This is a genomic window from Bacillus sp. JAS24-2, assembly GCF_008274905.1.
GTDB lineage: Bacteria > Bacillota > Bacilli > Bacillales > Bacillaceae_G > Bacillus_A > Bacillus_A cereus.
In genome coordinates this window covers 2,803,536-2,827,003 of record NZ_CP031068.1, presented here as the reverse complement: position 1 = coordinate 2,827,003, position 23,468 = coordinate 2,803,536, and the positions used below count along the sequence as shown (strand labels likewise).

Genomic DNA, 23,468 nt, shown 5'->3' with positions numbered 1-23,468 from the left:
AAATTAGGACTTTTTTTATTTTTAAATGGTGAGAGTTGTAACAAACAATGATAAGAGAAAAGAGGTAAGTGCAGAACTTATATTTTCAAAAATAGACGGTTGTTTTTACACAGTATAATTCACTTTTGAATATGTTAATAAAGTAGCGAATTCACAGGAAATGGTAATACTTAATATTTTATGTCACATGATGTGTAAAGGGGGCGTGTAATGAAATCGTTAACGGTTATTATTTTGTATAGTGAAAGAGAGCAAATATTAGAAGAGTCAATTCAATCTATATGGAAGCTAAATCCTCTTGAAATTATAATTTTCGTTCCTAACGATAGAAGTAATTTGTATGAAATAGCAAAGAAACATAAATGCCATATTGTTTTGATGGATAAATATAGTACGTATTATGATGGGTATGAAGCTTCTGTAAAGGCAGCAAAAGGAGATGTATTGTTATTTGTAGATAGTAATTTTTTATTATCTTCAAATGAAATGAAGAATTTTATTGAGCCAGTCGTTACAAATCAGGCTGATGTAGTATTAAACAAAATAGATAAATTTATAGAAGTTGATAAATGTCCAAATATGGATATTGTATGGAGAAAAATGTTAAATGAAATTTTAAGTCGACCAGATTTAAAAAGCAATTCAATACTTTCGTTACCATATGCGCTTACGAAGGAAGTAGTGGGAAACATCGGCTTTAATTATATGGAAGATATCGTTCTATCTTATATGAAGATTGTGAATCAGGGGTGGCGGATTAACGATCAATATGCAATAAGAACGTTATCTAAAGATGAAATGTTCGAAGAAGAAGGGTATTTATTTAAAAAAGAATTATTAGAAAATGAAAAAGAGAAAGTGGAAAAATATTTAATTGGTATATCCAAATGGATAGAGAAAAAGGGAAGAAGAGTAGGTTTTACTGATGCAGGAAAAAGAAGAGATATTATTCAAAGATTAGGTGAAAGCAAGCAGTATCCTTCGTATCATCGAGGCTGGGGAATGCATTCTTCAATTTATAACGGGAAACAACTTTCTGTCATTATACCAGTACAAAATGAAGAAGAGACTATAGAACAAGTAATACTTGAGGCGAGAAAAATAGAACCACTAGAAATAATTGTCGTTGTAAATGGTTCGACAGATCAAACGGCTAATATTGCTAAAAGACTTGGTGTTACTATTATTGAATATAACGAACGACTTGGTCATAATGTTGGACGTGCTATTGGAGCGCTTGAAGCTACAGGAGATATTCTTTTATTTATTGATGGTGATTTTAGTGTTTCAGGAAGTAATTTGCATCATTTTACAAAAGCAGTTTCAGCTGGTGTAGACATAGCATTAAATGATTTGAATCCGATGTTACATCCTCCGTTTTATGTTGTAGACGTCGTAAAATATATGCTTAATTTAGCATATAATCGTCCAGAATTAAGCAATGGCTCATTAGTAGCAATTCCACATGCTATGAGTAGATCATGTTTAGATGCAATAGGCTGGGAAAGCTTACTATGCCCTAGTCTTGCACAAGTAAAAGCTATATTACAAGGGTATAGAGTAGAATGTGTACATTACGTTGATGTTGTAAAACCGAATAGAATTCGTTTAATGGAGAATGTAAGTCACAATGGACATCCTCCGGCAGTATTAAGAATAATTGGTGATCACGTTGAAGCTCTCTCTTACTTAATAGAACATCTTGAAATAGATGGAAAGGGTGATTAAACTGTTAGACCAGTACAAAAAAATTAACATTTCATATGAACAATTATGGCAAATGGATTTTCAAATTACAGAACCATTTATACTCAAGGTTGATTGGGATAAAGTAACGTATGAATTTTTAATTCGTATTAAGCCCGATGCTTCTAACACTATTGTTTTTGGATCCGGAGCAGGTGGGTTTCAAGAACAGCCAATTGGTCCACCTATTTTTCATCGACATTCTTGGATGGATGAATTTGAAGATACTGTTATATATTATAATGACCCTACGTTATATCTTGGAAAATTATCTTTAGGCTGGGGACAGGGAGAGTTAAATAGATTTTATTTACAAGATATAGCAAATATTTTAGAAATAGTATTTGTAAAGTTAAAAGTTGATTCGAAAAATGTGTTGTTTTATGGCAGTTCCGGGGGAGGATTTATGTCTTTAATTTTAGCTGGATTCGTTAAGGGCTCCACAGCTTTAATTAATAATCCTCAAACAAATTTATTAAAATGGATACCTGTACCAATAAATCTAGTTTTCGATTTGTCTTATCCAAATTTATCAAGAGAAGAAATTGAGGAGAAATTTGGCGAAAGAATTAATGTTGTGAAATTTTTTAATCACATTAAATATGTACCGAATATTTATTTTTTACAAAATTTCGCGTGTGAATTTGATGTGCAAAATCATTTACTACCATTTATTTCTGAATTAGAGCAACTTGATAAAGACACGGAAGTAAATCAAATTATAATTGACTTATATTTTGATAAAAAAGCAGGGCATGCAGCTGTAGGGAAGAGTGAAACAATTGAATATATAAAAAAAGTAAAACCTCATCAGACTGTAAGAGAAGAACAAAAAGAAGTGGACCTATCAGTCGTTATAGTTTTAGGAGAAGAAAAATCAAAATTGAATCAAATTTTAAATAAAGTGCAGCATATAAAACCAATAGAAATTATTATTGTAGCTGATGATAGAATGAGTGCGATACAATCTATACCAACATTTGTTGAAAGTAACGTTGTTGTGATTGAGGAGAAAAGTAAACGGAAAGCACCAGTTCATGGGGCAAAAATCGCCAATGGTGATGTAGTCTTATTTTTAGATGGGGAAGATGTTATTTTTTCGGTAGAATTAGAGCGATTTATAGAACCGATACTGAAAAAGGAACAGGATGTAATCTTAAATAACATAGACTCCGTATGTTTTGAAAAGATGAGAGTAGAATGGCCAAGTATTGCTATGGTGTATAGAAAAATAGTAAACGATGTATTGGGGCGTATGGATTTAAAATATGATTCGATGTTATCTATGCCATATGCTATTACTAAAAAAGCAATTGAAGACATTGGATATGATATCTTGCAGAACCCTATTCTGTCCCAAGTCACTCTTATTGAGAAAGGGTGGCGACTACAATCCTCGTCAGCCATCACTAACACCTCCTTGAATAATATGCCCGCAAACGAAACCTCTTTCTATAAAAATGAATTAACTAAATTAGAAGTATATGAGATTAAAGAAAATATAAAAGCTTTGGAGAGTTGGTTACAACGAAAAGATGATAGAGGTAACTATACAGATGGAGGAAGAAAAAGAGAAATTATAGAGCAGTTAAAAAAACAAAAGAATTATTCACGTTTCCATAAAGGATGGGGAATGAATTCATCAATTTATAATGGAAAACAGTTATCAATTATTATACCAGCACAAAATGAAGAATCAACGATTAAAGAAGTTATTCTTGAGGCAAGAAAAATTGAACCGAAAGAAATAATTGTTGTCATTAATGGGTCAACAGATCAGACAGAAGTAATCGCGAAGCAATCAGGGGCAACAGTAATTGTTTATGAAGAAAGATTAGGGCATGATGTAGGACGGGCAATTGGTGCACAAGAAGCCACAGGGGATATACTTCTCTTTATTGATGCTGATTTTGCTATTCCAGCAAAAGATCTTCATCCGTTAACGCAAGCTGTTGCGGATGGTGTTGATATGGTTTTAAATGATTTAAATTTAAATCTTAGATTTCCTCTATATATTGTAAGTTTATATAAATATATTTTGAATATTGCTTGTAACCGTAAAGATTTAGGGGTAGGATCTACAATTGCTGTTCCCCATGCTATTAGTAGAAAATGTTTAGAGGGAATTGGCTGGGACACTCTTCACACAGCGTGTGTTGCACAAGTAAAGGCAATATTAGAAGGGTATAAAGTCGGATGTGTCCATTTTGTAGATGTAATGAAACCAAATCGTATTCGGCCACAAGAGCATTTTGCGACGATAGGACATCCACCAGCTGTATTGAGAATTACTGGGGATCATGTAGAAGGGTTTTCTTATTTACTAAAGAATAGGGATTTTAAAGATTTATTTTAATTTGGAAGTCACTTTATTAATCGGCTTGAAATAGCAACGGATAAAGTATGAGTTACGTATTGGAATAAAAACAAAATTTTTAAAATTGCTTTTTTAATTCAGTGTAAGTGAAAAGTAAAAACCTCTTCAAATACATGAAGAAGTTTTTACTTTTTTATTTCAATTTATTATAAGTATATAAAGTAAAGAGTAAATAAAGCAGTAACGAAATTAACTTAATATTAGATGTAAGAAAGGCGAGAATACCTTTTTTTACATTAATAAAAGGTATTTTAAGATTTATTTAGAAACTAAAGTCAATCCAAATGGTGGCGCAGAAATATTCGTAAGGTGCAATGATGAAAGTTTGTCTAATTTTAATGTAATACCATTTATCGCATGTATTTCTATTGCAGTGAAAGATGATTTGAGTTTCTTAGTTAATTTAGATAGTTTAATCAAACGTTAATTGCCTATAAAACGAATAGTAAAATAGCATCTAATTTACAAGACTTAGTAAGAGAGTCGTGTCCGAATTTGATTAACTGCATATATTGTTAAAAGAAAGGAGGGAGAGTTATGGCATGTACTACGAATAATGTTTGTTTAGATGTGTGTCTTAAAATTACAATTACCCCTGGTAGTGGAATTGATGCAGTAGTCGATTGTGGAGGCACATGTGGGACAAGTCCTACTATTGTAATTAGTCCTAGTGGATCAATTGTTATTACTTTACCATTAGTTGCATGTTTCTCAATTGCACTAAAAGATGATTTAAGTGTTGACTCTTCATTAACAAGCCTCTATTTTCAAACTTCTTAAGAAAGATACAGAAATGAAAAGCCTGCCTGCTACTTCTCTTTTGATCTAATGTAAAAATAAAAAAGATGGTTACAACCATCTTTTTTATTTTGCTATATATTTAAAATAAATTCATATATTATTTGGTGGTAAGAATATACAATTAAAAGCATTCAGTGTTTCTTTTTTTGTTCGATGAGGTAAGAAATTGCTTCTATATGATCACCAATGATTTGTTGCGTTGCTAATGAAAGGTAGCCTTCCTGCGAGAAGTGTTTTTCTGGTCGAACTCGATTTATCTTGTCAACGTCGATAGAATGAACATTTTGTACATGCAATCCTGCTAAAATTGTTTTAACTTGACTTAAGGTTGGTGAAAGAAGAGAAGCAAACCCAATTGTATCAATGCATTTTCGACTAAAAGCATGAGGGACAGCAGTTGTGGAGCCCATACCTAAATCTTTTCGATTACATGCTAAATTAACAACATGCTTACATGCAGTTACGATAGTATAAGGAACACGATACATGTAGTAGTGCTCTAATTTATTTAAAGCTAAATCGGTTCCATTTTGAACAGATTGTACAAATGGTAATAAATCAGAACTAGGAATTAAGAGATCACCATCAATAAATAATAATATATCACCTTTTGCAAAATATGCACCAACGGCACGTCCGGTATCAATGCCGAGTGCTTCTTTGTAAGTAATAACTGTTGCACCGCAATTCTTCGCCAATTCCTCTGTTTTATCTGTTGATCCATTAACAATAATGATGATTTCTAAAGGTTTTAATTTCTGCACCTCAAAAATGATAGATTCTATCGTTTTTTCTTCATTTTGAACAGGGATAATGATGGATAATTGTTTATTTCCATAAGTATTTGAATAAAACTCTTTACCTGTAATTATTTTGGATATAGCTCTTTGTTCGCCGTTTTGAAGTTCTAAAATAATATCCCGCCTTCGATTATTATCAGTATGGTTTCCTCTTGAATCTTGTAATATATTTACCCAATTTTCAATTGCTTCTAGGTGATAACGAATGAGTTGTTTTGAGGGGAAGGAGGGAATTTGCGGTATAGAAATTTTAAAATGATTGCTAATGCGAAAATTATTTTTAATAATTTTCATTTGTGCTAATATCGGATTTAATAAACTTTCTGGAGTAATTGCTTCAAGAATTTCCTTTGTTACCGCGTAGGGAGGAAATAATAGTGAGTTAACATGTAAATCTGGACGATGAAAGAAATGATTCGTAACTTGCTGCCAAATCATTTCTATAGTTGGCTTTTGCTTTTGATAAAAAAAATCATCTAAATTGTTTAATACTAAGTCAGCTGATTTATCTAGTAATGGTTGAAGAAATTGTTTAAGTAAGGAAGGGGGGATATTGTAATTTGCATCTAAAAATAAGAGGTACTTACCTTTTGCTTTTTTGGCACCAATTACATAACAATTATTTGATTCTGTCGGTTCTTCTAATGTGATAATTTTACAATTGTAAGATTGTGCAATATCAATGGAATCATCGATACATCCGTTAATAGTAAGGATAATTTCTAAAGGCTGTAGTTGTTCACAGGCTTTCAAAATTTCAGGTAAAACTTTTATGTTATGCTGTATACGAATAATAATAGAAATCGGATTTTTACACATAAGTAGTCTCCTTTTTAATCAGAGGTAGTTATTAATAAGGTTAGATAAAATAGGAGATATATATTTTATTATATACGTAACGACTATTTAGTTTTATCAGACTTAGAATTTTCATTACTTGAATTGGAACCTTTATTTATTCCAGACGCGAGTAAATTATTGAGAACGCTAAGGTCTAATTGCATAGGGATTGAGTTTTCGGATGTAGTTTTTTCATTTTCTTTTTTTGTAGTTAATATAGTCTTTATATTTTTTATTTCTTTATATTGTTTTAAGGTAATGAAAAATCCAGAAATAATGAAGAGAAAAGAAACAGTAGTAAGTAAAAGTATTATTTCCAACATAAAAGAGCCTCCTTTAAAACTATAATAATATTATAGTTAAATGTAATAAAACAGAATTCGAGTTAATGAGTTCACTTTTTAAATATATGCAAATCTTAAGTAAAAGTTACTGATTTCTAAGTTAGAGGAAGCAATTATAGAAACGTTATAAATATAAATAAATGAAAGTTTCATTTGTAGTGTAAAGGTATATATTATATAAGCTAAACGTCATTTTATAACAAGTTAAACAGGGTTTAATTTTATATAAAAAGAGCATTTAATTGGACAAATAATTAATTATGTGAAATAATAATAACAGATAAGGAGACGTTGTTTTTCCTTAAGTGCTTCGAATTAATTTTATTCAATAAGAGAAGGTGTGCTTAAAGAAGTTAAATTAAATAAGGAGCTGTTTTATTATATGCAACAAAATAATGATTTAAATTTTGAACCTCAAGACGTTAATATTGTCAATCCTAAACAAGCCAGGAAAGCAGTAATTGCTACTGGTATAGGGAACGCAATGGAGTGGTTTGACTTCGGATTATACGCGTATTTAGCGGTAATTTTAAGTCAATTATTCTTCTCAGGTGTTGATAATAGTGGATTGCAACTTGTACTTACATTCGGTACATTTGCAGCAGCCTTTCTCGTTCGACCAATCGGAGGTGTATTCTTTGGTAGAATAGGAGATAAGTACGGCCGAAAAATCGTGTTAAGTACTACTATTATTTTAATGGCACTTTCTACATTATTCATCGCATTACTACCAACCTATGAACAAATTGGTGTATGGGCACCAATACTACTTTTAGTTGCCCGAATGATTCAAGGCTTCTCTACAGGCGGCGAATATTCAGGAGCAATGGTTTATATCGCAGAATCTTCTCCAGATAAAAAGCGTGGTATACTCGGTAGTGGTCTTGAAATTGGAACACTCTCAGGTTACATTGCTGCATCGGTAATTGTTACCATTTTGACGTTATTGTTAACAGATGAGCAAATGCTCAGCTGGGGATGGCGTATTCCGTTCTTAATAGCTGCACCAATTGGTTTGGTCGGTTTATACTTACGCCGTCATCTAGATGAATCTCCAATCTTTGAAGAGATGGAAAAAGCACAAGAGGAATCTGAAGACAATGAACAATTTTCATTTATGGATATTATTAAATATCACAAAAAAGACTTCTTATTAAGCACAGTAATTGTCGCCTTCTTTAATATTACAAATTATATGATTCTTTCGTATATTCCTTCTTATCTAACTCAAGTACTTAAAGTCGAAGAAACAACAGGCTTATTAATTATTTCTATTACGATGGCACTTATGATTCCACTAGCACTATATTTCGGTAAATTAAGTGATAAAATTGGTAATAAACGCGTTGTGCAAATTGGTTTACTTGGTTTAACTGTATTTGCAATTCCAGCATTTTTACTAATAGGTAACGGACATATTGCAGCTATATTTGCAGGTATTTTCGTACTAGGTTTCTTCTTAAGTGTATATGAAGGAACATTACCTTCATTATTACCATCACTCTTTTTCACTGATGTACGTTATCGAGCACTTTCGATCTCATTTAATATTTCTGTATCGATATTCGGTGGAACAACACCGCTCGTATGTTCATACTTAGTTCATGCAACTGGTAACCCGCTCGCACCGGCATTTTATTTAGCAGGTGTAAGTATTATTGGATTAGTTGTATTTAGTGTACTATTCGTTACGACTTCAGGGCGTGCGCTAAAAGGTTCATATCCTACAGTAGAAACGAAAAAAGAAGCACACCTAATCGCTAAAGAAGACCCTGAAGAAACACTTTGGTGGCATGAAGAGTCATTAGAAATTGAAGCAGGGAAGAATGCTTCCATTTAAAAAGCAACGTAGAAGTATAAAAAGACTCCTATGAATATAGGAGTCTTTTTGTTACGTTATTTCTTTCGTTTCTTCAAATTTTTTTGATATGCATAAAGCTTATGAATCTCTTCCTTAAATTCATGTAGAAGTACAGTGTTTGCACCATTTGAATACCGCACAGTATTATAAGCATCTATAATAATATCACTTTGAATATTTACATCTTCTTCATCGTTTATTCTTTCTAGCCAAGCCTCAACAGTTTCTCCCCGTTTTCTATTTAAAGGAGGGGTTAACTTACTCTCTAGCTTGAAAATTTCCTTCCGAATTTCGTTATGCGGCGGTTTATTTCGTTTAAAACGATTTTGGCTCATTCCTTCTTTATCAGTAATGATAGTAGATTCGAAGGCGGGCATATTTGGTAAACTTAAATGTTTTCGTTTTTTTACTATTTTCCAAACGACGTAAATAGCGATAGCTGTACAGACTATTATTGTAGCGCTATTTATGAGTATTGGATCAAAATCAGGAAATTTTTTTCCGTCTTCAATTTTTGGTTTTAAGAGATGTCCTTTATTTGCCCAAACATCTTCAGTATCTTTTAATTCCGCTGCTTTAATTAATGGCATTAAAGCATAGCCGACGCCTAATGCGACTACTTCCGTTATAAAACCAAAAATAAGTCGAATGAAAGGAAATACTTGAACAATTAATATACTCATTAAGCCAATCGTAATGATAGAAGCAAAACGTAATAGTTGTTGTTTGCGATTTGCCCCGGTTAACCAAAATGTAATCATAAGATGCAAGGCTAACATTAATAGTTTCCACAACGGTGGAAAGGGTGCATAAAATATAGCTGAAACAACAAACCATACAATACCACCTAAAGATTTTTGAACTGGATATCCAGGTTCGATCGCATGTACGATAAAGAAAAATAGTGGTAATATGATTGTGCCAAAAAGAGAAAAAGGTAAAAATAAAGAGAAAAGAACGATTTGAAGAACTAAAAGTATTACAAATCCTGTTGTTTTTTTCTGCATAAATTTATGAATAAGAAATACTCCAATATAGCCTGTTGTTAAAAATATTGCAATACTAATTAGTTCATCTCTTTCTGTTAATAATGAAAGCAGGAGGAGCAGAATGAAATCATGAATGTGATATAGCCAAGTTTTCAACTGGTTCCACCATCCCTTCACTAGTAATGAGAAACGTTGGCTGCGAGAGAAGAGGGAGTTCATTTCTTTGTAAACCAATGTATATCATTGTAGACGATCGTTCTCTCTTTCTCTTTACATAATGAAGGAATCCTTGTTTCGGAAGTAACGTACTATCATCTGAAATACGGGCTAATTCTTCTAAAGCTTTTGCATATTGTGTTTGTCCTTCATTTAACGGTACATGTAATGCACCGCCTTCTGCTAATACACTAATAAACAATTCAAACGGAATGTGGTGCTTCGTTGTGTACTGGAAAATGTATGTTGCATATGAAATAAGTTCTTCTACATTATCTTTCCAACCAAATCCACGATCGGCAGCTAAAGAAAGACAAATCGTCCAACTATAATTTTTTACAGGTTCATATTGCTTCGCTTGTAATTGTTGCATTTTAGCAGATGCCTTCCAATGAATAGAGCGGAAAGACTCACGCTCATATCGCTTTACACCGATAATAGATGTTTCATCATTGTAAAAAGAAAAATTCGTTCGATAAAATCCATTCAAAAGTTGCTGAAGTTCTTGCAAACCTGCTACTTCTTTAGGAGAAGGATACACAATAATTTCAGTCCTTAATTTATCAAAAACAGGTAAATGTACAGTTAATAGATGAAATGGATCTTTTAATACACATTCAAACTGTTCAATTTGAAACACACCACGCTTCGTTGCGGTTAATGTTAAACCCCATTTTTGTGCCGAATTTGCAGGTTGTGAAAATGGGAAAGAGAATAATGTTTTTGATATTTGTTCAATGCCTTGCTCTTTATGCGGTATAAGGGACGAATTTAAATGAAAGTAACAAACACCATTAACGAGCGGTATGCTGGCTCCATTTTTTAAATGAATAAAAAACTGTCCAGATTCCTCAGGAAAAAGCCGTGTAGTTTGTTTCTCATTTATGATTTGAAACTTCTTCTCTATGAAAGCGACATATTTATAAATAAAAATCGCAAATATATAATAGAAGAAAAAGAGAAACATAAGCATTCGTTGCGGGAAAAAGAATGTGAAAAGTAACGCGATTGGAACGGTTAGTTGAATAATATGGAGTTGAAAAAATAAAGGCACAGTTACAACACGCTGTCCATTCATGCTTGCTCAATCTCCACAGGTACGTCAACTTCTTTTAAAATACTTTTCATAATATCATTTTTTGTCGTACGTAATGCACCTTCCATTGATAAGACGATACGGTGATTCCAAACAGAAGGAACTAACAATTGTATATCTTCTGGTGTGCAATATTCTCTCCCATGTAAAAAGGCTAAAGCTTGAACAGCACGTACTAAAGCTAATGTGGCACGTGGGCTTACACCGTTAGCGATATAATCATGATTTCTTGTAGCATGAGCAAGTTTAATAATGTAATGTTCTAACGGTTCCGAAACAAATATTTCTTTTACTCGTTTTTGAGATTCTAAAATATCTTCTAATGAGATGACAGATGTGACACTTTCTAATGGTAAATCGTTCCGAAAACGTCGCATCATTTGTAGCTCATCTTCAGGAGTAGGATAACCGATTGAAATCGTCATTAAAAAGCGATCAAGCTGTGCATCTGGAAGAGGGAAAGTCCCTTGTGATTCAATTGGGTTTTGCGTCGCAATAACAAAGAACGGTTTCGGCAGAGGCGTAGATTGTTTTTCGAGCGTCACTTGTCGTTCTTCCATCGCTTCTAACAAACTCGACTGCGTTCTCGGCATTGCACGGTTAATTTCATCTGCCAGCAAAATGTTTGTCATAACTGGTCCAATTCTTAATTCGAATTCGCTTGTTTTTGGGTTGAAGTATTCAATACCTGTTATATCACTTGGAAGTACATCGGGGGTGAATTGAACGCGAGAAAAACTACCACCAATACTTTTGGAAATGGTTTTCGCCAGTAACGTTTTCCCAGTACCAGGCACGTCTTCGAGTAGTGCATGTCCATCAGCAAGAAGTGAAACGAGCAGTAGATCAATAACATTTTCTTTCCCAACAAACACAGATCCGATGTTTTCTTTCAATTTATTTATCATATGTACCATTCCTTTCATTATAAAAGAGCTAATATTTCTATATTTTAACAAATTATTCAGAAAATTTGTATGGTTTTTTAATTCAAAGAAATGGATATTTAATTATTAAATTACTCTTGCATATTTTGGAATATGATTATACAATATCGATATACGATGTATCGTAAGTCGATATATCATAAGGCGATGTATCGGAGGTAGTTATAATGAATGGGAAGGCGCAAAAATATATTCCGTTAACTGAGGCGACATATTACATATTGTTATCACTAGTGAAACCAATGCACGGATATGGAATTATGCAAATGGTAGAAGAGATGACAAATGGGGAAGTAAAGCTCGGTCCTGGTACTTTATACGGGAATACGACGAAATTACTTAAAGAAAAATTAATTGTTGAAGTTGCCTCTACAGATAGAAAGAAGTGCTATGAGTTAACGCCGTTTGGGAGAGAAGTACTGGAACTGGAGTACAACAGATTACAGCGGTCTGTAAAGAATGGAAACAGTATATTAGGGGAGTGAATGGAAGATGGAGACAAAAAGGGTATTTAAATTTTTTACGGCATGGAATTTAGAAAAAGAAGAAGCTTTTTTACGAAAGATGCATCAGCAAGGTTGGGCATTACAAAAATATAATTTAATGTATACGTTTCAGAAAACTGAGCCAAAAGATGTAATATACAAAGCTGATTTTAGATTAGTTTATAGAGATTCGAAAGAACAACAACAAGAGTATTTCGAAATATACGAAATGTCAGGTTGGAAACGCGTAACAAGTTTCACAAGATGGAATTATTTTTGTAAAGAAGTAGAAGAGGTTAATGAATTGCCTGATATTTACTCAGAAAAAGAGACGAGGATACAAAAACTAAATGAATTATTGCTATTCCTTGTTATTATATCAGCAAGTATATTACCATCAATGTATAACCTATTTTTAAGCCCGATGGAATCAAGATTGCCAATGTGGGCGAAAGTTACGACAGGTCTTTCAGGTTGTATGTGGATGTACTTTTTTATAAGACTCTCTTGGAAAATCAAAAAATTAAAAAGTGAAATATTATAATAAAGAGTGGAGTTTAAAAGAAGTTGATGAGAGGGAAAACCGGGATCAACTTCTTTTGTTTCTATATAAACTTAATTTGCTCACTCTTTTTTATATAATAAAAACTATGCAATTAAGGTGTAGAACTACTAGTTAAGTATTAAAATCTTATAACCAAATAAAAATCATAAATGAATAAGAAATGATTCTTAATAATAAACCACTAGTTAAAATGATCCGAAATCCTAAATATTAATATTACTTGATGTATTGCCCTTTTTTGAATATTAGCAAAATAGTGCGAAGTTTAATATATAATAAGGAAGAAATCCATTTTTAATTAACTTATTAAACGAAAAAATCCCTTATAGAAAAATCTATTTCTATAAGGGATAATCATGTTTTTATTAGAAAGACTGATTTTGAGCAGGTTTAATAAATTGTTCTGGGTTTTCAACAAGCCCACATACAGCGCATTGGACGCGATAAGTAGGTCCTTGATAGGCCATATGAAAAGCATTCATCGTTTCATTTGTGTATTCTTCTTCTACTTGACCAGTTTGTGGATTTAATTTGACTGGTTTTACTTGTTGCTCAAGAATATTAAAGCGAGTACGGTTCGTTTTACAGCTTGGACATAGCATTGGTTCCATATGTATACACCTCCATTTGTATCATTTCTTAAAATCTTTAATTTTATGCAAGCAAAAAACTTTCTCAATATAAATAGGTGTTTAATGCATTTAAAATTCAGAAAAAATAAAATATAATAAAAGTACGAACTGGTTATGTCCAAACCAAATCTCCTGTTTTATGCCAATAAGCTGGGGGGCCGAGAAATCGGCCTCATTTTTTTGTGCTCGTTACTATAAGAAACAAGGTTTTTATGAGACATTTGTCGAAATTTTAGGGATGGATATAAAGGGGGATGTAAAATGAATTTGAAAATGAAGTACATCATTTTATATGTAGAAAAGTTTGAGGCATGTTTAAGGTTCTATAAAGATATTTTACAGTTACCTATAAAAGCAGAGCACGGAACATATATTGAATTTAATACTGGAACTACCATTTTAGCGATGAATACGCGGCAAGATGTGAAAGAATTAACAGGACTACCGCTTACAGAAGGTGAATTACAGTCTTCTCATTTCGAATTAGGATTCGTTGTTGAGAATGTACAAGAAACGATTGAGCAATTTAGAGAACAAGGAATCAAGATTTTAGTTGAACCTATTGTAAAACCGTGGGGACAAACAATTGCCTACATTGCTGATCCAGATGGAAATTATATTGAAATTTGCAGTTCATTAGAATAGAGGGAGAAAGAGAGATGGGATTTCCGAAACTAGAAACAGAACGTTTACGACTAAGAGAACTTACACTATTAGATGCAGAAACGCTGTTCCAATATTTCTCGAAAGAATCAGTTATACGTTATTTCGGAATGGATTCTTTTGAAAATATTGAGCAAGCGAAAACAACGATTCAAACGTTTAAAAATCGTTATGAAGAGGGCAGTGTATTTCGCTGGGGAATCGAGAAAAAAGGGACGGGCCAATTAATCGGAACGTGCGGATTTCATTTAATTAATAATCATCATAAACGAGCTGAAATTGGTTATGAATTAGACGATACATATTGGGGACAAGGGTATGCAACGGAAGCGTTACAGGCAATTTTAACTTACGGGTTTGAAACATTGCAACTTATTAGAGTTGCTGCTGTTGTATATGTAGAAAATAAAGCTTCTCAAAAATTATTAAGTAAAGCAGGATTTCAAGAAGAAGGATTACTTCGAAAACATATGATTCAAAATGGAGTTGCTCATGATACCATTTTATATTCTTTATTAAAAGAAGAGTGGAAGAAGTAATGAGTACAAACGAACTTATAACGATTATGAAGAAGCATAGGGAAAATAGATTCATTTTAGGTATAGATGGTTTAAGTCGATCTGGAAAAACAACATTTGTAGCCAATTTAAAAGAAAATATGAAACAAGAAGGCATTCCGTTTCATATTTTCCATATTGATGATCATATAGTGGAGCGTAATAAACGATATCATACTGGATATGAAGAATGGTACGAGTATTATTATTTACAATGGGACATTGAATGGCTAAGGCAGAAATTTTTTCAAAAGCTACAACACGAAACAAAATTGAAATTACCTTTTTTTCATGAAGAAACAGATATATGTGAAATGGAAAAAGTACAGATTCCTATTGTAGGCGTAATTGTTATTGAAGGAGTTTTTCTGCAGCGAAAAGAATGGAGAGATTTCTTTCATTATATGGTCTATTTGGACTGTCCAAGAGAGACAAGGTTTCTACGTGAGAGTGAGGAGACACAGAAAAACCTTTCAAAGTTTGAAAATAGGTATTGGAAAGCAGAGGATTATTACTTAGAAACGGAATTGCCTAGGGATAGGGCGGATTTAGTCATCCAATGATTTGAAAATAGAAGGTGAATAGAATGAATATTTTATGGGATTTTGATGGGACGTTATTTGATACGTATCCTGCATATACAATAATGCTTTCTGAAATATTAGGTGACTCAGTAGAAAAATAAGAAATATACAAAAACTTAAAAATATCATACTCTCATGCAATTCAGTATTATAATATTTCATGCGAGCAGGAAGAAAAGATTAAAGTTTTGAAGGGAAAATTCACGCCAAAAGATATGAAACCTTTTGCAGGTGTCGAAGAGGTTTTGAAATTTGCAGATAAAAATGTGATTATGACCCATAAACATAGGGCAGGAGTTATGGACATTTTAAAATATTACGGCTGGGAAAAATACTTTGTAGATATGGTTACAATTGACGATGGCTTTCCCCGAAAGCCCAACTCTTTAGCTTATAATCATTTACATAAAAAGCATAATATTGATTTAGCTATTGGAGATAGAGAATTAGATTTATTACCTGCAAAAGAATTAGGTATTTTAACATGTATGTTTCAAGGTAATTGTGATGTAGCGGATTATTCTTTATCACAGTACTCGGAGTTTTTTAAGATAGTGAGTGATAGAGAGTTTTCTTTATAAAAAAAGTTATTAATAAAGACTGAATCTTTTATTTTAAAGGTACAGTCTTTATTTTTTAGAACTCTTTCATTTTATTCCGTAATAACGGGCAGCCTGATTGCTTCAACTAATAATCAGTGGAGGGTGAACAAAACCTCCACTGATTAAAGTTTCACTTTATTTTCTGTATATAATAATTACTAGAGATTAAAGGATAATCGTCCATCTTTATTAAGGAAGTGGCCAGTTTATTTTAACTAAATTATGGTTATTCATGTTAATATGCACTCATAGCTATATAGAAGGGGTGGGGTTAGTATGAAAACTGAAATAGTTCCTAAAAAGAAGTACAGTATAATAAGCTATGTATCTTTACTCATCGGCATTCTGTGTTTTCTATTCGTTTTTATAACGCCAACAAGGATAGCCAATGCAGGTAATATAGTTGGGGATTATATTACAATTGCCCTTACAGGTGTAGGTATCATGCTTTCAATAATCACAATGACGAAAAGAACAGAGAAGAAGGGAATTGCTATTCTTTCATTAATACTGTCCTCATCATTTTTTATATTTTGGATCATAACAATTATCCTATTGTTTACTGGTCAAATTAGTTTTGCACCGTAATGTGTAATAAAAAGAGTCCTTCTCGTATGAAGGACTCTTTTTACTCGGTATCTTCAGGTTGATATTCTAAAATATCCCCCGGTTGGCATTCTAATGCTTTACATATTGCTTCTAAAGTTGAAAAACGGACTGCTTTTGCTTTTCCATTTTTCAAGATAGAAAGGTTAGCCATTGTAATTCCAACCTTCTCCGAAAGTTCTGTTACACTCATTTTTCTTTTTGCTAACATTACATCAATATTAATAATAATTGCCATATTATTCACCTCAGACCGTTAAATCATTTTCTGATTTTATATCTATAGCATCTTTTAATAGTCTTTGGAGAACGGCAGCAAAGACCGCGATTACCATTGAAGCAAAAATCATAATCATCCCGATAATAATAATGCCAGGGGCGTCATCTCTCTCTGCCACGAGATAGAAAAGTGGCATACCTAATACATATAATACACTAATTGCCAATGCGCTGTACTTAATATTTTTTAAAGCTTGAACAGATAGCTCTGAGAATGCGTTATTTTTATCAATATAGTTTAAAAGCTTAAATGTTTGGTACAGTGCGAAGTAATAAGGTATTGCTGTTGCGTATAAATTGATAAATACAAGATATTTAATATATGCAATATCTGGATATAATTCTGCGGCGAAATTTCCTATTTTAGGGACTAAAAAAATGCACATAGCAAGAACGGGGATTCCGATCAGAATTACAACGGTCTTTAAAAAGAGTGTGGATCCTTGTTTCATAAAAAGCACCTCATTTATTTAATATCTTATTAATTTAACATGAAATTTATTGTTTAACAATAAATTTTTATTTCTTTTAATCGAGGATTTATTGTTAAACAAGTAATTAATGAAAAGGATGTTAAATCTTTTTTATAAGATAAATGATACATATCGATATTTAATTAAAGAAAGAGAAAGTAACTATTGTTAGCTTTATGAGAATTGGGAACTAATAAAACATATGTAGGTTTTGGTATGGAAAAGGAAATAAGGTGTATTGAAATGAATGCAAAGTTTATGGAGGAACAATCATGTTGAATTATGGTGTGAAGATGAAAAAGTTACTATTAGTGGGAGCTATAATAGTAAGCGTATTAAGTACGGAAAGTATGATGAATTATCATGCGGCCAAAGCTGAGGTGAAAAAAGTAGAACACCAGCCTAAAAATATAATTATGATGGTTATGGACGGAACGAGTTCAACGGCGATAACATTGGCTCGCTGGTATAAAGGGGCACCGCTTACGTTAGATCAAATTGTAACAGGAGGTGTTCGTACGTTTTCGGCGGAATCAGCTATTACAGACTCGGCGCCAGCAGCAACAGCTTTAGCAACTGGAAATAAATCGAATTCAGGATATGTAGGTGTATTACCTTCTATTGTAAGTTCGCCTAGCTTACAGCCAATAAAAGAAGAAGACAAGTTACGGCCGGTCGCAAACGTATTAGAAGGCGCAAAACGTACTGGTCGTGCAACTGGCATTGTTGCTACATCTGAAATTCAGCATGCTACTCCGGCCGGATTCTCCGCTCACCATGTCAATCGCAAACATTTTGACGTAATTGCGAAGCAGCAAGTATATCAAAATATAGATGTCGTATTAGGCGGGGGAAAAGCGGCGCTGTTACCTATGAAAAGTAATGGAATCCGAAAAGATGGTGAAAATTTAGTAAAGGTGATTCAAGACAAAGGATACGATTTCGTTGAAACGAAAGATGCGTTATTGAACTCCAAATCTAATAAAATTTGGGGCTCTTTCTCACATCATGCTCTTGCGTTTGATATGGATCGTATAGCAACAAATCCAGAACAACCAACACTTTCTCAAATGACAGAAAAAGCAATTCAAACATTATCAAAAGATAAAGATGGCTTCTTTTTATTCGTAGAAGGTAGTAAGCCTGATTGGGCAGCTCATGCTAATGATCCAATTGGGATGATTAGTGATGTATTGGCATTTGATGAAGCGATAGCAAAGGCGTTACAATTTGCGAAGAAAGATGGGGATACGATGCTCATCGCTTTAACTGATCATGGTAACAGCGGCATCTCTATAGGGAATAGGAATACGACAAAAGGATACAATACTACACCGGTTTCTGCATACATTGATCCATTGAAAAAGGCGAAAATGACACTTGAAGGAACTATAAATAAACTGAAATCTGATTTATCAAATGTAGAAGATGTAGCTAAACTATACGGTTTGGATAATCTAACTCATGATGAAAAAGAAAAATTAAAAGTGGCAAAAAAGAAAATGGATGTAGGACGAATTCTTACTACATTATTGGCTAATCGTGCAAATATCGGCTTTACGACAGGAGGACATACAGGTGAGGATGTATTCTTACATTCTTATGGACCTCAAAAACCAGAAGGCTTAATCCAAAATACAGACATTGCGAAGACGATGGCGAAAGCGATGGGCTTTAACTTAGAAGAAGTAACGAATAAAATATTTTTAGAGAGTGAACAAGCCTTTAAGAAAATCGGTGCAACTGTAACAGCCGACAAAATCGAAGGAGCAAACCCGTTACTCGTAGTAAAACATAATAAAGTAGAAGCACAATTATTTGGTAACAAAAATATAATTCGTATCAATGGTAAAGGGTATGAATTAAGAAGTATTATTGTAGAGAGTAATGGAAAGTGCTATGTACCAGAAGAAGCAATTCAACTATTTGTAAAGCATTCTCGTTAAAAAATTGCCAACCAGTTAAGCTAACTGGTGGCAATTTTTTGTGTTTATTCTAAATATAAGTGTTCGAATTGTTTTGTAAAGTTTTCCATATGAGACTTGTATAAATGTTAAAGGGAAATTATATTTTTTCTTACATTAAAAAATTTCATTTTGTAGAATAAGAAGTTATACATATAGAAAGTCTAATGTGTTATCAATTAATATTTACGAAAAATATATTAATACTTTAGAATTTCTTTAATGTTCATTATTTTTTATTTAAGGTTATCCGTTATATTTATAATATGTTTATTTCAATTTATTGTATTGAAGCTCAGTTTTATATAATTATAAAGCAATCATCAAAATAAAATCTCCACTAGAGTAAATTTATTATTTTTTTGCGGAAATTATTATGCAGCTAAGAAAACTGTAGTTTATTGAATTAGAAATATATTAGAATTTACTTGAAGAAAGAGAGAGGGAATAAAATGAATATAGTGCACTTACGTCCTAAACAGCGGTCTAAGTATCGCATTATGCTAGGGAAGTGGTATTACTCTACAAAGAGGTACATTCAGTGGTTGGCAGATGGAAAAACATATGCAAAAAGGTTCCAACAAGAAAAGCTACCTTGTACAGCAATTCAGCACCGAACGATATTACTTCGTAAGCTCAAAGATGTAGATATGTGGTATCAACAGAATAAGGTTGTTAATTTGAAAATTGCTGTTAAAAAACTAAATGGTATCGTCATTAGACCGGGAGAAACATTTTCTTACTGGCGTTTAATAGGTAAGCCAACGAGGAAAAAAGGGTATGTAGAAGGTATGGTATTACATTACGGATCTTTTCAAACAGGTATTGGAGGAGGTCTTTGTCAGCTTTCGAATTTAATATATTGGATGACTTTACATACACCACTGACAGTAACAGAACGATATCGTCATAGCTTTGATGTCTTTCCTGACTCTAGGCGAACTCAACCGTTTGGGAGTGGGGCGACTTGTTCCTATAACTATTTGGATTTACAAATTAAAAATGAAACGGACCAACCGTATCAACTTCACCTTTATATGACAGATGAACATTTAGTTGGTGAATGGAGAACAGTCTATCCGCAACTTTATCAATATGAAGTGTATGAGAAAGAACACTCAATTCAACCGGCATACTGGGGCGGTTATATACGACATAATGTGATTCAACGTAAAATATATAATCAACAGAAACAGTTAATAGAAGATCAATATGTAACAGAGAATCACGCTATAATGATGTACGAACCACTATTACCTTGTAATAATGAGAATAGTTAGTAATATGGTAATCCATAGATTAAATAGTATAGAAAATATTTAATTCTTATTTTTATTAAAAAAGTATGAATCCCAGATTTACTGGATTTTGATTGTAACTAAGAACATATAAAAGTTCACTGTTATTTATAGGAGAGTCTGTTTGTTTTTATATCTTATGTATTTCACCCTGCATAAAAAAATATTTCTCAACATTTTATTTGTTGAAAAAGATTGAATATTCGTATTATAACGAATATTGTGTTGTTATCGGCAAAAAACGATAATTTGCAGACACTGGGGAGGAAATACATTGAAAAAGAAAAAGAAATTAAAACCATTAGCGGTATTAACAACAGCAGCAGTACTAAGTAGTACGTTTGCTTTTGGAGGTCACGCAGCGTATGCTGAGACACCAACATCATCTCTACCAATAGATGAGCACTTAATACCGGAGGAGCGTTTGGCTGAAGCGCTAAAACAACGGGGGGTAATTGATCAATCTGCATCACAAGCTGAGACTTCAAAGGCTGTCGAAAAATATGTTGAGAAAAAGAAAGGGGAAAACCCTGGGAAAGAAATCTTAACAGGAGATAGTCTTACGCAAGAAGCCTCTGACTTTATGAAAAAAGTAAAAGATGCAAAAATGAGGGAAAATGAACAGGCGCAGCAGCCTGAAGTAGGCCCAGTAGCTGGACAAGGTGCAGCATTGAACCCTGGGAAATTAAATGGAAAAGTACCTACTACATCAGCGAAGCAAGAAGAATACAATGGAGCTGTTCGAAAAGATAAAGTACTTGTTTTACTTGTAGAATTTAGCGATTTTAAGCATAACAATATTGATCAAGAGCCAGGATACATGTATTCTAAGGACTTTAATCGTGAACATTATCAAAAAATGTTATTTGGTGATGAACCATTTACTTTATTTGATGGATCGAAAATTAACACATTTAAGCAATATTATGAAGAACAATCTGGTGGTAGCTATACAGTTGATGGGACTGTAACAGAATGGCTTACTGTTCCAGGAAAAGCATCAGATTATGGTGCTGATGCGGGTACTGGGCATGATAACAAGGGGCCTTTAGGACCAAAAGATTTTGTGAAAGAAGCATTAAAAGCAGCGGTAGCAAAAGGAATCAATTTAGCAGACTATGACCAATTTGATCAATACGATCAAGATGGTGATGGAAATAAAAATGAGCCAGATGGCATTATTGATCATTTAATGGTTGTACATGCTGGCGTTGGTCAAGAAGCTGGCGGCGGTAAATTGAAAGATGATGCGATTTGGTCACATCGTTCAAAACTAGGTTCAAAACCATATGCAATTGATGGCACGAAATCTTCTGTTTCGAACTGGGGCGGAAAGATGGCTGCATATGATTATACAATCGAGCCTGAAGACGGAGCAGTTGGTGTGTTTGCACATGAGTATGGCCATGATTTAGGCTTACCAGATGAATATGATACAAAGTACTCAGGACAAGGTGAACCTGTTGAGTCATGGTCTATTATGAGTGGTGGTAGCTGGGCTGGAAAAATTGCAGGAACAGAGCCAACGAGTTTCTCGCCACAAAATAAAGAGTTTTTCCAAAAGAATATGAAGGGGAACTGGGCGAATATTCTTGAAGTAGATTATGACAAACTTAGCAAAGGAATCGGTGTTGCAACATATGTAGATCAAAGTACTACAAAATCTAAACGACCTGGAATTGTTCGTGTTAACTTGCCGGACAAAGATATAAAAAATATCGAATCAGCGTTTGGTAAGAAGTTCTATTACAGTACAAAAGGAAATGACATTCATACAACACTTGAGACACCAGTATTTGACTTAACAAATGCAAAGGATGCTAAGTTCGATTATAAGGCATTTTACGAACTTGAAGCGAAGTATGATTTCCTTGACGTATATGCGATTGCAGAAGATGGAACGAAGACACGCATTGATAGAATGGGCGAAAAAGATATAAAAGGCGGCGCGGATACAACTGATGGTAAGTGGGTTGATAAATCATACGATTTAAGCCAATTCAAAGGAAAAAAAGTAAAACTGCAATTTGAGTACTTAACAGATATTGCAGTAGCTTATAAAGGATTTGCGTTAGATAATGCAGCCTTAACTGTAGATGGAAAAGTTGTTTTCTCTGATGATGCAGAAGGTCAGCCCGCAATGACGTTAAAAGGCTTTACTGTGTCTAACGGATTTGAACAGAAAAAACATAATTACTATGTAGAGTGGAGAAATTACGCTGGTTCTGACACTGCGTTACAATATGCACGTGGCCCAGTATTTAATACAGGAATGGTTGTATGGTATGCGGATCAAAGCTTTACAGATAACTGGGTAGGCGTTCATCCAGGTGAAGGGTTCTTAGGAGTAGTAGATTCTCATCCAGAGGCAATTGTAGGGACATTAAACGGACAACCTACTGTGAAGAGCAGTACGCGTTATCAAATTGCCGATGCGGCATTCTCATTTGATCAAACACCAGCATGGAAAGTAAATTCACCAACACGCGGTATCTTTGATTATAAAGGATTACCAGGAGTGGCAAAATTTGATGATTCTAAGCAATACATCAACAGCGTTATTCCTGATGCAGGACGTAAGTTACCGAAGCTAGGACTGAAGTTTGAAGTGGTAGGCCAAGCTGAAGACAAGTCTGCAGGTGCAGTTTGGCTTCATCGATAAAATAAGGTAAAAAGAAGAGAAGCTGCGATAAGTCGGTGAAACTGACTGATTGCAGCTTTTTTCTTCTTGTGAAAAAACTCG

22 protein-coding genes and 1 pseudogene are annotated in these 23,468 nt (G+C 33.4%); 15 read left to right on the top strand and 8 right to left on the bottom strand.

Translation table 11 applies throughout. From position 1 onward, the window contains the following. The first annotated feature begins 210 nt into the window (after positions 1 to 210). From DN407_RS14710 to DN407_RS14695, 4 genes are all read left to right on the top strand, one after another. Positions 211 to 1,728, top strand: coding sequence for a glycosyltransferase family 2 protein (locus tag DN407_RS14710; protein WP_000839302.1), 1,518 nt, complete (start codon positions 211 to 213; stop codon positions 1,726 to 1,728). A gap of 52 nt (positions 1,729 to 1,780) precedes the next feature. Next, the gene (locus DN407_RS14705; protein WP_149216758.1) at positions 1,781 to 4,102 is read left to right on the top strand and encodes a glycosyltransferase family 2 protein; all 2,322 of its coding nucleotides are present in this window, start codon (positions 1,781 to 1,783) and stop codon (positions 4,100 to 4,102) included. A 256-nt stretch (positions 4,103 to 4,358) separates the two neighbouring features. Further along, a complete protein-coding gene (locus DN407_RS32770; protein ID WP_044797305.1) occupies positions 4,359 to 4,550 on the top strand; it encodes a hypothetical protein in 192 nt (63 codons plus the stop codon). 110 nt (positions 4,551 to 4,660) lie between these two features. Then, positions 4,661 to 4,903 carry a hypothetical protein gene (locus tag DN407_RS14695; protein ID WP_000752474.1) on the top strand — a complete coding sequence of 81 codons (243 nt, stop codon included), beginning with the start codon at positions 4,661 to 4,663 and terminating at the stop codon, positions 4,901 to 4,903. Between the two features lie 152 nt (positions 4,904 to 5,055). Here the strand turns inward: DN407_RS14695 and DN407_RS14690 are convergent, their stop codons facing one another. Further along, positions 5,056 to 6,543: a glycosyltransferase family 2 protein gene (locus DN407_RS14690; RefSeq protein ID WP_149216412.1), complete on the bottom strand. Its 1,488-nt coding sequence runs from the start codon at positions 6,541 to 6,543 to the stop codon at positions 5,056 to 5,058. An 83-nt stretch (positions 6,544 to 6,626) separates the two neighbouring features. Next, a complete protein-coding gene (locus tag DN407_RS14685; protein WP_000889747.1) occupies positions 6,627 to 6,887 on the bottom strand; it encodes a hypothetical protein in 261 nt (86 codons plus the stop codon). 403 nt (positions 6,888 to 7,290) lie between these two features. Between DN407_RS14685 and DN407_RS14680 the strand changes: the two genes are divergently transcribed. Continuing rightward, on the top strand, positions 7,291 to 8,748 hold the full coding sequence (locus DN407_RS14680; protein ID WP_001186925.1) for an MFS transporter: 1,458 nt from the start codon (positions 7,291 to 7,293) through the stop codon (positions 8,746 to 8,748). A gap of 56 nt (positions 8,749 to 8,804) precedes the next feature. Here DN407_RS14680 and DN407_RS14675 read toward each other — a convergent pair whose 3' ends face one another. The 3 genes from DN407_RS14675 to DN407_RS14665 are packed head-to-tail and all read right to left on the bottom strand — an operon-like array spanning position 8,805 to position 11,978. Beyond that, positions 8,805 to 9,914 (bottom strand): DUF4018 domain-containing protein, encoded by a 1,110-nt coding sequence (locus DN407_RS14675; RefSeq protein ID WP_149216411.1) that lies wholly within the window; start codon positions 9,912 to 9,914, stop codon positions 8,805 to 8,807. Further along, the gene (locus DN407_RS14670; protein WP_098450320.1) at positions 9,886 to 11,052 is read right to left on the bottom strand and encodes a DUF58 domain-containing protein; all 1,167 of its coding nucleotides are present in this window, start codon (positions 11,050 to 11,052) and stop codon (positions 9,886 to 9,888) included. The genes DN407_RS14675 and DN407_RS14670 overlap by 29 nt, the downstream gene beginning before the upstream one ends. After that, the gene (locus DN407_RS14665; protein ID WP_000608776.1) at positions 11,049 to 11,978 is read right to left on the bottom strand and encodes an AAA family ATPase; all 930 of its coding nucleotides are present in this window, start codon (positions 11,976 to 11,978) and stop codon (positions 11,049 to 11,051) included. Before DN407_RS14665 ends, DN407_RS14670 begins: the two co-directional genes overlap by 4 nt. 206 nt (positions 11,979 to 12,184) lie before the next feature. On the opposite strand from DN407_RS14665, the gene DN407_RS14655 reads away from it, so the two are divergent. Further along, positions 12,185 to 12,502 (top strand): PadR family transcriptional regulator, encoded by a 318-nt coding sequence (locus tag DN407_RS14655; protein WP_001013434.1) that lies wholly within the window; start codon positions 12,185 to 12,187, stop codon positions 12,500 to 12,502. 7 nt (positions 12,503 to 12,509) lie between these two features. Then, a complete protein-coding gene (locus DN407_RS14650) occupies positions 12,510 to 13,046 on the top strand; it encodes a DUF2812 domain-containing protein (protein WP_000448684.1) in 537 nt (178 codons plus the stop codon). Between the two features lie 386 nt (positions 13,047 to 13,432). Here DN407_RS14650 and DN407_RS14645 read toward each other — a convergent pair whose 3' ends face one another. After that, the gene (locus DN407_RS14645; RefSeq protein WP_000433609.1) at positions 13,433 to 13,678 is read right to left on the bottom strand and encodes a hypothetical protein; all 246 of its coding nucleotides are present in this window, start codon (positions 13,676 to 13,678) and stop codon (positions 13,433 to 13,435) included. Between the two features lie 282 nt (positions 13,679 to 13,960). Between DN407_RS14645 and DN407_RS14640 the strand changes: the two genes are divergently transcribed. The 5 genes and pseudogenes from DN407_RS14640 to DN407_RS14620 all read left to right on the top strand — a co-directional run bounded on the left by DN407_RS14640 (position 13,961) and on the right by DN407_RS14620 (position 16,693). After that, a complete protein-coding gene (locus DN407_RS14640; RefSeq protein ID WP_001049847.1) occupies positions 13,961 to 14,344 on the top strand; it encodes a VOC family protein in 384 nt (127 codons plus the stop codon). 14 nt (positions 14,345 to 14,358) lie between these two features. After that, a complete protein-coding gene (locus DN407_RS14635) occupies positions 14,359 to 14,901 on the top strand; it encodes a GNAT family N-acetyltransferase (protein ID WP_000506676.1) in 543 nt (180 codons plus the stop codon). Continuing rightward, on the top strand, positions 14,901 to 15,482 hold the full coding sequence (locus DN407_RS14630) for a kinase (RefSeq protein ID WP_000106112.1): 582 nt from the start codon (positions 14,901 to 14,903) through the stop codon (positions 15,480 to 15,482). The genes DN407_RS14635 and DN407_RS14630 overlap by 1 nt, the downstream gene beginning before the upstream one ends. A gap of 23 nt (positions 15,483 to 15,505) precedes the next feature. Further along, positions 15,506 to 16,084 (top strand): annotated as a pseudogene (locus DN407_RS14625) (HAD-IA family hydrolase). A gap of 297 nt (positions 16,085 to 16,381) precedes the next feature. Then, complete coding sequence (locus DN407_RS14620) at positions 16,382 to 16,693, top strand: hypothetical protein (RefSeq protein WP_098022291.1); 312 nt, start codon at positions 16,382 to 16,384, stop codon at positions 16,691 to 16,693. A gap of 40 nt (positions 16,694 to 16,733) precedes the next feature. Here DN407_RS14620 and DN407_RS14615 read toward each other — a convergent pair whose 3' ends face one another. Then, positions 16,734 to 16,949 (bottom strand): helix-turn-helix domain-containing protein, encoded by a 216-nt coding sequence (locus DN407_RS14615; protein ID WP_000974619.1) that lies wholly within the window; start codon positions 16,947 to 16,949, stop codon positions 16,734 to 16,736. Positions 16,950 to 16,959: 10 nt separating this feature from the next. Further along, positions 16,960 to 17,442: a DUF2975 domain-containing protein gene (locus DN407_RS14610; protein WP_000809118.1), complete on the bottom strand. Its 483-nt coding sequence runs from the start codon at positions 17,440 to 17,442 to the stop codon at positions 16,960 to 16,962. Between the two features lie 293 nt (positions 17,443 to 17,735). Between DN407_RS14610 and DN407_RS14605 the strand changes: the two genes are divergently transcribed. From DN407_RS14605 to DN407_RS14595, 3 genes are all read left to right on the top strand, one after another. Next, entirely contained in the window at positions 17,736 to 19,409 is a 1,674-nt protein-coding gene (locus tag DN407_RS14605) for an alkaline phosphatase (RefSeq protein WP_149216410.1), read from the top strand. 470 nt (positions 19,410 to 19,879) lie between these two features. After that, positions 19,880 to 20,707 carry a VanW family protein gene (locus DN407_RS14600; RefSeq protein ID WP_098022293.1) on the top strand — a complete coding sequence of 276 codons (828 nt, stop codon included), beginning with the start codon at positions 19,880 to 19,882 and terminating at the stop codon, positions 20,705 to 20,707. A gap of 292 nt (positions 20,708 to 20,999) precedes the next feature. Further along, positions 21,000 to 23,387 carry an immune inhibitor A domain-containing protein gene (locus tag DN407_RS14595; RefSeq protein ID WP_000727449.1) on the top strand — a complete coding sequence of 796 codons (2,388 nt, stop codon included), beginning with the start codon at positions 21,000 to 21,002 and terminating at the stop codon, positions 23,385 to 23,387. Positions 23,388 to 23,468 lie beyond the last annotated feature (81 nt).